Source organism: Vreelandella sp. DA03-1M (assembly GCF_055725665.1).
The window spans coordinates 1,293,412-1,306,150 of sequence record NZ_CM146798.1; the positions used below are offsets into that span (position 1 = coordinate 1,293,412).

Annotated in this window: 9 protein-coding genes; 7 read left to right on the forward strand and 2 right to left on the reverse strand. The window is 55.8% G+C overall.

Annotation, left to right across the window (positions count from 1 at the left end; translation table 11 throughout):
- Positions 1–242: 242 nt before the first annotated feature.
- From ACXUPB_RS06000 to sucD, 5 genes are all read left to right on the forward strand, one after another.
- Positions 243–3,077 (forward strand): 2-oxoglutarate dehydrogenase E1 component, encoded by a 2,835-nt coding sequence (locus ACXUPB_RS06000; RefSeq protein WP_035563102.1) that lies wholly within the window; start codon positions 243–245, stop codon positions 3,075–3,077.
- A 38-nt stretch (positions 3,078–3,115) separates the two neighbouring features.
- Complete coding sequence (gene odhB / locus ACXUPB_RS06005) at positions 3,116–4,708, forward strand: 2-oxoglutarate dehydrogenase complex dihydrolipoyllysine-residue succinyltransferase (protein ID WP_035563063.1); 1,593 nt, start codon at positions 3,116–3,118, stop codon at positions 4,706–4,708.
- A gap of 122 nt (positions 4,709–4,830) precedes the next feature.
- On the forward strand, positions 4,831–6,270 hold the full coding sequence (gene lpdA / locus ACXUPB_RS06010) for a dihydrolipoyl dehydrogenase (RefSeq protein ID WP_035563066.1): 1,440 nt from the start codon (positions 4,831–4,833) through the stop codon (positions 6,268–6,270).
- 177 nt (positions 6,271–6,447) lie between these two features.
- Positions 6,448–7,614 (forward strand): ADP-forming succinate--CoA ligase subunit beta, encoded by a 1,167-nt coding sequence (gene sucC, locus ACXUPB_RS06015; RefSeq protein WP_008958560.1) that lies wholly within the window; start codon positions 6,448–6,450, stop codon positions 7,612–7,614.
- Positions 7,614–8,486, forward strand: a complete 873-nt coding sequence (gene sucD / locus ACXUPB_RS06020) for a succinate--CoA ligase subunit alpha (protein WP_035563069.1) — start codon at positions 7,614–7,616, stop codon at positions 8,484–8,486. Before sucC ends, sucD begins: the two co-directional genes overlap by 1 nt.
- Before the next feature lie 81 nt (positions 8,487–8,567).
- Here sucD and ACXUPB_RS06025 read toward each other — a convergent pair whose 3' ends face one another.
- Positions 8,568–9,590 carry a lysylphosphatidylglycerol synthase transmembrane domain-containing protein gene (locus ACXUPB_RS06025; RefSeq protein ID WP_045812153.1) on the reverse strand — a complete coding sequence of 341 codons (1,023 nt, stop codon included), beginning with the start codon at positions 9,588–9,590 and terminating at the stop codon, positions 8,568–8,570.
- Positions 9,568–10,686, reverse strand: a complete 1,119-nt coding sequence (locus ACXUPB_RS06030) for a glycosyltransferase family 4 protein (RefSeq protein ID WP_035563072.1) — start codon at positions 10,684–10,686, stop codon at positions 9,568–9,570. The genes ACXUPB_RS06025 and ACXUPB_RS06030 overlap by 23 nt, the downstream gene beginning before the upstream one ends.
- A gap of 195 nt (positions 10,687–10,881) precedes the next feature.
- On the opposite strand from ACXUPB_RS06030, the gene ACXUPB_RS06035 reads away from it, so the two are divergent.
- A complete protein-coding gene (locus ACXUPB_RS06035; RefSeq protein WP_035563075.1) occupies positions 10,882–11,298 on the forward strand; it encodes a CopG family transcriptional regulator in 417 nt (138 codons plus the stop codon).
- Between the two features lie 58 nt (positions 11,299–11,356).
- Positions 11,357–12,574: an extracellular catalytic domain type 1 short-chain-length polyhydroxyalkanoate depolymerase gene (locus ACXUPB_RS06040; RefSeq protein ID WP_035563078.1), complete on the forward strand. Its 1,218-nt coding sequence runs from the start codon at positions 11,357–11,359 to the stop codon at positions 12,572–12,574.
- The last annotated feature ends 165 nt before the right edge of the window (positions 12,575–12,739 follow it).

The following is a 12,739-nucleotide window of genomic DNA, read 5'->3' on the forward strand; positions in this document are numbered from 1 at the left end:
TCACGTCGCACCGCTGGTCAGACAAGTTTGAAAGCCGGTGCCTTGGGTACCGGCTTTCGAGCATGAACTGAAGACGAAACACCGTATGACGCGTTAGATAATGAATAGTTAGATGAATAGGGTTTCCGGCCGTTGGCCGGCGCCGCCGGCAAACGTCCCGCCCCGCCGGCAGGGCAATAGCGATGTCGCCGCACGTTTGCGACGATACCGATACCACCCCATCAGTGCAGGGTGACCGAGAGATGCAACAAGGCATAATGGAGTTGATGTGGCGTTCCTCTCACGTTAGTGGCGGCAATGTTCACTACGTGGAGGCGCTTTACGAGCAGTACCTCGCCGATCCTGAGTCTGTCCCTGACGAATGGCGCAGCTATTTTGATGAGTTGCCGCGTCCCGAGGGCAGTGCCTCCCACGATGTTCCACTAAGCCCAGTCCGTGATCAGTTCTACCAGCTGGGGCGCGAAAGTCGTCCGGGCCGTGTAGTCGCCGCTGCCGATAGCGGTGAAAACAAAAAGCAGGTAAAAGTCCTGCAGCTGATTAACGCCTACCGCTTCCGTGGCCATCAAAAGGCCAATATCGACCCGCTAGGACTGCGTAATCCCACCCCCGTCCCCGATCTTGATCTGTCCTTTCATCAGCTCTCAAAAGCTGATTTGGACACCGAGTTCCAAACCGGTTCTTTCTTTTTAGGTATCGACAAAGCGCCACTGCGTGACATCGTTGATGCGTTGGAGCGCACATACTGCCGCTCCATCGGCTGCGAGATCATGCATATCGTCGATACGGAAGAGAAACGTTGGTTACAGCGACGTTTCGAGTCGGTACGCAGTGCGCCTGATTTCAGTGCTGATGTGCGTAAGCACGTACTGGAGCGTTTGACGGCCGCTGAAGGTTTGGAGAATTACCTGGCATCCAAGTATCCAGGTACCAAGCGCTTTGGTCTTGAAGGCGGTGAAACGTTTGTGCCAATGATGGATGAACTCATCCAGCGTGCCGGCGGTTATGGCACCAAGGAAGTGGTCATTGGCATGGCACACCGTGGGCGACTCAACCTATTGGTCAATATTTTGGGTAAAAACCCAGCTGACTTGATCGATGAGTTTGACGGCAAGAAAGTGATTGAGCGTGGCTCAGGTGACGTGAAGTACCACCAGGGCTTCAGTTCGAACGTCATGTCCCCGGGCGGCGAAGTCCATTTGGCGATGTCGTTTAACCCATCGCACCTGGAAATCGTTGCACCCGTCGTGGAAGGTTCGGTGCGTGCCCGCCAAGATCGCCGTAACGACGAAGAGGGTAGCAAAGTGCTGCCGATCAACGTCCACGGCGATGCAGCGTTTGCCGGTCAAGGCGTGGTGATGGAGACATTCCAGATGTCCCAGACCCGTGCTTTTAAAACCGGTGGCACGGTCCACATTGTGATTAACAACCAAGTGGGCTTCACCACCTCGCATCCGCTGGATGCACGCTCCACAGAATACTGCACTGATATTGCCAAGATGGTTCAAGCGCCTATTTTCCATGTTAATGGCGATGACCCGGATGCAGTGCTGCACGCCACTCAAGTAGCCCTTGATTACCGTCAGCAGTTTAAGAAAGACGTGGTGATCGATCTGGTCTGCTACCGTCGCCGTGGCCACAACGAAGCTGATGAGCCGTCAGGCACGCAGCCGATGATGTATGCCAAAATAAAAGATCACCCCTCTGCGCGCTCGCTTTATGCCAAGCGCCTGGTTGATCAGGGTGTGCTCTCTGAAGAGTCCGCCAAAGCGATGATAGAGACCTATCGTGATGACCTGGTGGCGGGTAACCACGTAGCCAATGCGTTGGTGCAAGAGCCCAATGCCTCTCTATTCGTTGATTGGGCGCCTTACCTGGGCCACGAGTGGACCGGCGATGCAGACACGACGATTGATATGAAGCGTCTGCAGCAGTTGGCTGCCCGTATGTGCGAGGTGCCGGATGGCGTCGACGTTCAGCGTCAAGTCGCCAAGATTTATGAAGATCGCCGTAAAATGCAGGCCGGTGGTTTGGCACTGAACTGGGGCTTTGCGGAAACGTTAGCCTACGCCACGCTGTTAGAGCAGGGTCACCCGATTCGGATTACCGGGCAAGACGTGGGCCGCGGCACTTTCTCCCACCGCCATGCGGTGGTGCATAACCAGAAAGATGGCACCACTTATGTTCCGCTGCAGAACATGGCCGATGGTCAACCGCGCTTTACTATTCATGACTCCTTCCTCTCGGAAGAAGCCGTGCTGGCGTTCGAGTATGGCTACTCCACCACAGCACCGAATGATTTAGTGATCTGGGAAGCCCAGTTTGGTGACTTCTTTAACGGCGCACAGGTCGTCGTTGACCAGTTCATCTCCTCCGGTGAGACGAAGTGGGGCCGGGTGTGTGGTTTGACCATGCTGTTACCACACGGCTACGAAGGCCAGGGTCCGGAGCACTCTTCGGCACGCTTGGAGCGTTTCCTGCAAATGTGTGCTGAGCACAATATGCAGGTGTGCGTACCGACGACCCCCGCGCAGATTTATCATCTATTGCGTCGTCAGGTGATTCGTCCGCTGCGTAAGCCGCTCATCGTAATGACGCCTAAATCGCTGCTGCGTCATAAAGAAGCGACGTCGAGCCTTGAAGATCTGGCCCACGGCAAGTTCCATATGGTGCTCGCTGATCAAGCCGATCTTGCGCCGGAGAAGGTCACCCGCGTTGTACTTTGTGCTGGCAAGGTCTACTACGACTTAGCCGCTTGGCGCGCCGAGAATGAGCGCCATGACACGGCAATCTTGCGTGTTGAGCAGCTTTATCCCTTCCCGAAAGAAGAGCTTCTGGAAGCGCTGCAAGGCTATACCAATGTAGAAGACATTGTGTGGTGCCAGGAAGAACCGCTTAATCAGGGCGCTTGGTACTCCAGTCAGCACAATATGCGTGCAGTGGCCGATATGCTGAAAGATGGCTTCGGACGCGAGTTGAAATTTGCAGGACGTCCTGCCTCTGCTGCACCAGCAGCTGGCTATATGTCCGTCCATACTGAACAGCAGCGCCAGCTGGTGGAAGACGCTTTTAATTTATAAGCGGCCACCGGATTTAGAGAACACATAAGGGAAACGACATGGCTACTGAGATCAAAGCGCCAACCTTTCCGGAATCCGTTGCCGAAGGCACAGTGGCGGCGTGGCATAAAAAGCCGGGTGACAGCGTTGAGCGTGACGAGCTGATTGTTGAGATTGAAACCGACAAAGTGGTGCTTGAAGTCGTCGCACCGGAAGCGGGTACCCTGACCGACGTCATGGCCGAAGAGGGCGATACCGTTCAGTCAGAGCAGGTGCTGGGCAAAATCGGTGAAGGCAGTGCGTCAGGCAGCAAGGAAGAGAAATCTTCTAGCGATGATAGCGCTGAAAAATCCGAAGAGAAGTCTGACGTTAAGGCGTCTGAAGAGAAGCAAGAAAAGCCTGCCAGTAGCGGTGGCGGCAAGCAGCACGACGTAAAAGCCCCGAGCTTCCCTGAGTCGATTCAGGAAGGCACCGTGGCCACTTGGCACAAAAAAGTCGGCGAAGCGGTCAAGCGCGATGAGGTGCTGGCCGACATCGAAACCGATAAAGTCGTACTGGAAGTGGTTGCGCCGGCCGATGGCGCCCTGGCTGAAATTAAAGCCGAAGAGGGTAGCCAGGTCGAATCCGAAGCGATTCTCGCGACCTTTACCGAAGGCGCCGGTGGCGACAGCAGTGGTAGCGAAAGCGGCGGCGATGCAGCGCCTGCTAAAGCTGACACCAGCAGCGACGACGATGGCGCCGATGAGAAAGTCGGTGACAAGATCCTCGCTCCGGCTGCGCGTAAAATGGTGGCTGAGCACGACCTGGACGTTGCCAAGATTAAGGGCACCGGAAAAGGTGGCCGCATCCTGAAAGAAGACGTACAGAAAGCGGTCAAAGACGGTTCCGCCAAGAAAGCAGCCAAATCAGCGGCACCGGCGAAATCGGCTGCTGCACCGGCGGCCGAGGGGGAGCGCATCGAGAAGCGCGTGCCGATGAGCCGCCTGCGTCAAACCATCGCCAAGCGCTTGGTTCAGGCGCAGCAAACGGCGGCGATGCTGACGACCTATAACGAAGTGGACATGACCGAGATCATGGCCCTGCGTGCGCAGTACAAAGAGACGTTCTTAAAAGCTCACGATATCAAACTGGGCTTTATGGGCTTCTTTGTCAAAGCAGCTTCAGAAGCGCTCAAACGTTATCCGGACGTGAACGCCTCTATCGACGGCACCGACATCGTTTATCACGGTTACCAGGATATCGGCGTTGCCGTTTCCACCGACCGTGGTCTGGTCGTGCCGGTACTGCGCGACACCGACAGCATGAAAATTGCTGACGTCGAGCGCAAAATTGTCGATTTCGGCAAGCGTGGTCGTGACGGTAAGCTGGGCATGGACGACATGATCGGCGGCACCTTTACCATCACCAACGGTGGTACTTTTGGCTCGTTGATGTCGACCCCGATCATCAACCCGCCGCAAACCGCCATTCTGGGCATGCACAAAATCCAGGATCGTCCGATGGCAGTTAACGGCAAGGTCGAGATTCGTCCGATGATGTATCTGGCGCTCTCTTACGACCACCGTATGATCGACGGCAAAGACGCCGTTCAATTCTTGGTTACCTTGAAAGAATTGCTGGAAGACCCGGCTCGTCTGCTGCTGGATGTCTAAAGTATAAGCGTCATCTTTATTGAGTACGCTACTGCTTAAACCAGGATTTAACTGCACTCGCACACAGCCTCCCACCCAGTCGCGTTAAAATGGGGGGAGGCCAGCAAGCTAAAGGAGCCAACATGGCTGATAAGTTTGATGTGATCGTTATCGGTGCCGGCCCTGGCGGTTACGTTGCCGCCATTCGTGCTGCACAGATGGGCCTGAAAGCGGCCTGTGTTGAAAAATGGATTGGTAAAGAAGGCAATGTCGTTCACGGTGGCACCTGCTTGAACGTGGGCTGTATCCCGTCTAAAGCGCTGCTTGAAGCCTCCCACAAGTTCGTTGAAGCCAAGCACGATTTCGACGATATGGGTATCCAGGCTGGCGACGTTTCCATGGACGTTACCAAGATGATGGCCCGCAAGGACAAGATCGTTAAGAACTTGACCGGCGGCATCTCTGGCTTGTTCAAGGCCAATGGCGTAACCGCCATCGAAGGTACCGGTAAAGTGGTTTCCGGCAAGCAGGTTGAAGTCACCGATACCGATGGCAACACCACTACTTACGACGCCGACAACATTGTGATTGCAGCGGGTTCAGTGCCGGTAGAAATTCCGCCGACGCCACTGACTGAAGGCCTGATTGTTGATTCAACCGGCGCGCTTGAGTTCACTGAAACACCCAAGCGTTTGGGTGTGATTGGTGCCGGTATCATCGGCCTTGAGCTGGGCAGCGTATGGAACCGTCTCGGCTCTGAAGTTACCGTACTTGAAGCTATGGACTCGTTCCTGCCCATGGTGGACACCACCGTCGCCAAAGAGACGCAGAAACTGCTTAAGAAGCAGGGGCTGGATATCAAATTGGGCGCTCGCGTGACCGGTTCTGAAGTCAAAGGCGACGAAGTCGTTGTGAAGTACAGCGATGCCAACGGCGAACAAGAGATGACATTTGATAAACTCATCGTTTGTGTCGGCCGTCGCCCATACACCAAAGGCGTGATTGCCGACGGTGTTAGCGTTGAACTGGATGAGCGTGGCTTTATCTTTGTTGACGACCAGTGCCGTACCAACGTCCCGGGCGTTTACGCCATTGGTGACTGTGTACGCGGACCAATGCTGGCGCACAAAGCCTCTGAAGAGGGCATCATGGTGGCGGATATCATCGCTGGCCATAAAGCCGAGATGAACTACGACGCGATTCCTAGCGTCATTTATACCTACCCGGAAGTGGCATGGGTCGGTATGACTGAGCAAGACGCTAAAGCGAAAGGCATCGAAGTCAAAACCGGTACCTTCCCGTTCGCGGCAAGCGGCCGTGCGATGGCTAACAACGCCACCGAAGGCAGTGCCAAAATTATCGCCGATGCGGAAACTGACCGTATTCTCGGTATGCACATCGTGGGTCAACACGCTGGTGAGATGATCGCCCAAGGCGTGATTGCCATGGAATTCGGCTCTAGTGCCGAAGACCTGGCCCTGACCTGCTACGCGCACCCGACCATGTCGGAAGCTGTTCACGAAGCAGCGCTTGCGGTAGATGGCCATGCGATTCATATGGCCAATCGCAAGAAGCGTAAGTAATTTAGTTAAACAACGAAGCGCCACCTTTTATGGGTGGCGCAAACTTTCGGCTTTGTGGTAACAAACAAAGATCGAAAGAACGGGGATGACCAGTTCTTTTAAGACCGTTTTTGTAAGACTGCTCTTAAAAAAGAACTGATCATCGTTCGAGTCACATGCAACCAATGGCATGAATCGATGAATCTTCACGAGTATCAAGGTAAACAGCTGTTTGCCGATTATGGTCTACCAGTGTCTAAAGGCTTTGCAGTCGACACTCCCGAAGAAGCGGAAGAGGCTTGCAAAAAAATCGGTGGTGACATGTGGGTGGTTAAAGCCCAGGTGCACGCCGGTGGCCGTGGTAAAGCGGGTGGCGTTAAGCTGATCAAAGACCCGGCTGAAGCCAAAGCATTTGCTGAAAAGTGGCTAGGCAAGAACTTGGTCACCTTCCAGACTGACGAAAAAGGTCAGCCGGTTGCCAAGATTTTGGTTGAGACCTGCACTGACATCGCCGACGAGCTCTATCTCGGTGCCGTTGTCGACCGTACTACCCGTCGTGTGGTCTTCATGGCCTCTACCGAAGGTGGTGTAGAGATCGAGACGGTTGCAGAAGAGACGCCGGAAAAGATTCTCAAAGCTGAAATCGATCCGCTGGTCGGCGCACAGCCGTACCAAGCGCGTGAGCTAGCCTTTGCGCTGGGCCTGAAAGGCGACCAGATCAAGCAGTTCACCAAGATTTTCTTAGGTCTGTCTCAGTTGTTCCACGACAAAGACCTGGCCCTGTTGGAAATTAACCCGCTGGTCGTCACTGAAGAAGGCAATCTGCACTGCCTCGACGCCAAACTGGGTCTGGATAGCAACGCGCTATACCGTCACCCTGACCTGCAGGCCATGCGTGATCCTTCGCAAGAAGATCAGCGTGAAGCCGATGCGGCGAAGTGGGAACTTAACTACGTAGCGCTTGATGGCAACATCGGCTGCATGGTGAACGGCGCAGGTTTGGCCATGGGCACCATGGACATCGTCAACCTGAGCGGCGGCAAGCCCGCTAACTTCTTGGACGTTGGCGGCGGCGCCACCAAGGAGCGCGTGGCAGAAGCGTTCAAAATCATCCTGTCGGATGACAATGTTAAAGCCGTACTGGTTAACATTTTCGGCGGTATCGTACGTTGCGACATGATTGCTGAAGGCATTATCGGTGCCGTTGAGCAAGTGGGCGTCAATGTGCCGGTAGTCGTACGTCTGGAAGGTAACAACGCCGAACTGGGTGCTGAAAAACTAGCATCTAGCGGTTTGAACATTATCGCGGCTACTAGTCTGACCGACGCGGCTCAGCAGGTCGTTAAAGCGGCGGAGGGCAAGTAATGAGCATCCTGATCGATAAGAACACCAAGGTCATCTGCCAGGGCTTTACCGGTGGCCAGGGCACGTTCCACTCCGAGCAGGCGATTGCCTATGGCACGAAAATGGTCGGTGGTGTTACACCGGGCAAAGGCGGCCAAGAGCACCTCGGTCTGCCCGTTTTCAATACCGTGAAAGAAGCGGTAGCGAAAACCGGCGCGGAAGCCAGCGTTATCTACGTACCGGCGCCGTTCTGTAAAGACTCAATCCTTGAAGCGGCGTTTGCCGGTATCAAGCTAATTGTGTGCATCACTGAAGGCATCGCTACGCTCGACATGCTCGAAGCGAAAGTGAAGTGTGACGAGCTGGGCGTACGCCTGATCGGCCCGAACTGCCCGGGTGTTATCACTCCTGGCGAATGCAAAATCGGCATCATGCCGGGTCACATTCACCAGCCGGGCCGCGTAGGTATCGTATCTCGTTCTGGTACCTTGACCTATGAAGCCGTTAAGCAGACCACTGATCACGGTTTCGGTCAGTCTACCTGTGTGGGTATCGGCGGTGACCCGATTCCGGGCTCTAACTTCATCGACATCCTCGAAATGTTCGAGAAGGACCCGAAAACCGAAGCCATCGTGATGATCGGTGAAATCGGCGGTACGGCTGAAGAAGAAGCGGCAGCTTACATCAAAGCCAACGTTTCCAAGCCCGTGGTTTCCTACATTGCCGGTGTGACTGCACCTCCTGGCAAGCGTATGGGCCACGCGGGCGCCATCATCTCTGGCGGTAAAGGCACCGCTGACGAGAAGTTTGCGGCCCTGGAAGACGCCGGTGTTAGAACCGTGCGCTCTTTGGCTGAAATCGGTGATGCGCTGAAAGAAGTGACTGGCTGGTAAGCCATGAACGTTTAGCTGCACGCTATAAGGGCGCCCCTCGGGGCGCCCTTATTTATTTCTGCGTGCTATTTAATAATACTGCTATGGCGCCGAGCGACGCAGCATTCGGTAGCTATACAGCACAAACAGCGGTGCGCCTGCCGCCAAGTAAAGATGGTAGCTGACCAATCGCCACACCAATACCGCTGCGGCGGCCTGTTCGCGCTCCATTAGCGGCAGCAACAGACCACCCACGCCCACCTCCGCAGCGCCCGCGCCACCAGGCAGAAAGCTAAGCTGACTCGCGGCCATCGCCAGCATTTGAGTCAAGAAGGTCCACATCCAGTCTGCATGGCCGCCTACTCCCAGAACCGCCAAATAGAGCAAGCTGTAGCGCATCAGCCAATGGGCGGTGGTCAATAGCATCATCGCAAGAAGCGTCGTGCGCGGCAGCTCTAGCGTCACCTTGAGTGCATGCCGACAGCGCAAAAGGCGCCGTGCAAGCCAACGTCGGCGATACTGGCTTGGCCACGGCGTGTTCACGCCGGGTGAGCGCAGTAGACTTGGTAGATAGCGCATGACCACACTCACCAGCGTCGCCATGAACGCTAACCCCACCAGCGCCCATTGTACGAGAGATTGGTGTGGCCACTGGGTATCGCTGAGCGCCGAAAAGAGCACCAGGCCGCTCAACATGGCCAGGAAAAACAGTAAGTCACAGCCTTGATCAATCAGAAACACTGCCGCGCCTTTGGCAGGCGGAAAGCCGCGCCGTGCAAGCAGCAACAGCAGGGTCGCTAGGCCACCGCTGCCGCCTGGGGTGGCGCACAGCGCAAACTTAGAAGCTAGTTCAATCCCTAGCGCGCCGCGCTGGCCGAGCCTGCCTGCACGGCCCCCCAGCATCAAACGTAGCCTAGCTGCATTCAGGTTCCAGCACAGAACGGCCATCACCAGCATCAATAGCAGCAACCCCAGTGGGAAGTGTTTGACGCGCTGCAGCGCCTCGGCTCCACCCAGCCAGGCGGTGAGCACCAGCGGCGCAATCAGCGCCAAGGCAATCATTACGCCGTGGATAGGCCGCCACTTCAGTAGCTGGCGACGACTAGTGGTGTTGGTGGAGTGCATAGGGTTGGCTGCCGTGGCAAAGCTGCTGATAGTGCTCAAGCAGCGAGTGCATAACACCATCCCAGTTGAAATGGCGCTCGACATGGCGACGCGCATAGCGCCCGCTAGCAGCGATATCATTACTAAACAGCGCTAGACAGGCCTCAGCCATGGCAGTGGGGTCGAGCGGTTTGCATAAAATACCCGCTCCCAACGGCACGTTTTCGGCCAGCGCCCCGGCCCTGACTGCTACCACTGGAATGCCGCAGGCCATGGCTTCCTGGGCAACTAAGCCGAAGGTTTCGCGGGTGCCTGCGTGCAGCAGAGCGTCGCTACTGGCCAGTGCTTTGGCGACCTCGTGGGCACCACAGCAGCGATCCACAATGGTGACATTGCTGGGTACGTGATGCGGCATACCGGGGCCCATCAACAGCAAATGGTAATCGCTGTCTAGCTGACGCATCGTTGAAAGCAGTACATCAAGATTTTTCTCGCGTGAGTTACGTCCCACAAAGATCAGCAGCTTTTTATCGCTGGGTATGCCCATGGTCTGGCGGAACGTCGGGTCACGCTGCTGGGGATTAAATTGCGCTAAATCGACACCCAACGGCTGCACGCGAACATTGTCGACGCCCCAGTCGCGCAGCCGATCTGCCATCGCGTTACAGGGCGCCAATACGCTATCGAACCGACTATAAAGGTCCGCTACATAGCGGGTTAAGCGCTTCTCAACGTAGCGCCCTAAGCGATCACCCATCAAACGTGGAAGATCAGAGTGATAGAAGCCGACCACCGGCACGCCGAGTCGCTGCCCCGCGGCTAACGCCGCCCATGCGGTTACGTACGGGTCGCCAGCCTCAATAAGATCAGGCTTTAGATCAATCAGGGCATCCCGCCAGGGGGAGCCACGTAGTGGGAAACGATAGCCCTGGCCTAGAGGCAGGTGTAGCGCCGGTAAGGTGTGGTGGTCACCCAGGCTATCGCGCTCCGCCCCCGGCACCAGCAGGCTGGTACGCAGCTGTGGGATACGTGAAAAAACACGGTGTTTGGCCTGTAGATAGGTACGTACACCGCCGCTGGCGGGTGCATGGAACATCGTCACATCGGCAATGTGCAAGCTAACCTCCAACCACAAAGAGTGTCATCGTTTCACCATAAAGGAGAAATAAGTCAGTTCAGCGACAGTGGCTTTGCAGGGGGCGGGGTGAGCGTTTATTTACGCTATTAGCTGGACTATTGCTGATTAATGTCTATTATTACCATCCATATGGATGGTGTATGGATTATTTCGCTGCAAAAGAGGCAATGACACATGAGCGTGCATGAACTGCGTCGTAAAAGCGGTGACTCCAGCGAGAAGATCACCATTAATCTGGGCTTGGTTGACTTAGGGCAGATCGACCTGCTGGTGCAGGAAGGGTTTTACTCCAACCGAACGGATCTAATCCGCACGGCCATTCGTAATCAACTGGCGACTCATGCGGAGGTGGTCAAGGAGACCGTGTCCCGAAAGTCGTTTGTACTCGGGCTTGAGCACTATAGCCGTGCAGATTTGGAAGCCCTGCAAGCGACAGGCGAGACGTTACAAATCCAGGTGCTGGGCATGGCCAGCATAGCCGATGACGTAACGCCTGAGCTGGCTCTCGCCACTATCGAATCCGTGGTAGTTCTGGGCGCCTTGCACGCCAGTAAAGCGGTTAAGGCCGCTCTGGCAGATCGCATCCACTAAGGGCTCAGGCTCACTCAATAAACACTGACTACGCAATCATTGAATAAGGATATTGAAAATGATCGATGCCACGATGACTAAGCGAATGGAAGAAGCGACGCGGCTAACCCGTGCGGGAAAACTGCAAGAGGCGATGGCGGTTCTCCAGGGTAGCGCACCCGAATCGAGCGGCGTTGAAACGCCGAATACATCCTACCAGGAAGGCAATACCTTCGACGGTACCTACGAGGTCATCGACGAAGAAGCCTCCGAATCAAAGCCAGAGCCTGCTGAGGCGCCAGCCGGCGCATTCTTGCCCGGCGCTATTAAGGTGCCTGCTGCATGGCGGGATAAGTGGATGAAGTTTCGCGGTGGAATGGCGCAACCCGAGCAAGCACCGAATACCAGCGAGGAGCCACAGCCCGGGGCGTTTACTGCAGGCCGGTTTACCAACCCTGTGGGTTCGCGTGATTACAAACTGTATATCCCTAGCGGCTATACTGGTCAAGCGCTGCCGCTGGTAGTGATGCTGCATGGCTGCACACAGAACCCTGATGACTTTGCTGCCGGAACCGAGATGAACCGGCTGGCCGAAGAGCAGCTGTGTTATGTGCTCTATCCAGCCCAGCCGATGACCGCTAACAGCTCGAAATGCTGGAACTGGTTCAAAGCCGAAGACCAGCAGCGCGAGGGCGGTGAACCCGCGATTATTGCGGGCATGACCCGCCAGATCATTGATACCCATGGCCTTGATGGAACCCGAATCTATGTCGCAGGCCTGTCGGCAGGCGCCGCCATGGCAACCACTCTGGCGATGACCTACCCGGATCTATTTGCGGCGGTGGGCGTGCACTCCGGGCTACCCCACGGCGTGGCCCAAAGTCTTCCTGATGCCTTAGGCGCCATGCAAGGAGGCACAGGGCCTCTTGGCGGTGGTAAAGCGAAAGGGGCCGGTTGGGCATCGGAAGTGCCCGCGATTATCTTTCATGGGGATCTTGACACCACCGTGCACCCCAGCAATGCGGATCGCGTGGCCGCCCAGTACAGCACATCGCGTCAAGAAAGTGCGACGGTAGAGCAGGGAAAGGTGGCTAATGGCCATGCCTATACGCGTACCACGCATCACAACGAGAAGGGCGAACCACACATGGAGCAGTGGCGCATTCATGGAGCTGGCCACGCCTGGTCGGGCGGCAGCGCGAAGGGAAGCTATACCGATTCCAAGGGCCCCGATGCCACCAAGGAAATGCTGCGTTTTTTCTTACAGCATCAGCAGTGTGAACGTGACATGAACTGAGGTGTGACTTGTCGGGCGGCGAAAGCCCGACGCTTCTAGCTGGTACCCCCAGCGCCGCCACGGTCGATAACCGTGGTGGCGTTCTTACTTTTCAAGCGGATACAAGGTTAAGGTGGTAAGAGTGTATGTAACAACAAAGTGCAAAATGCATTCATTATGGTGCAT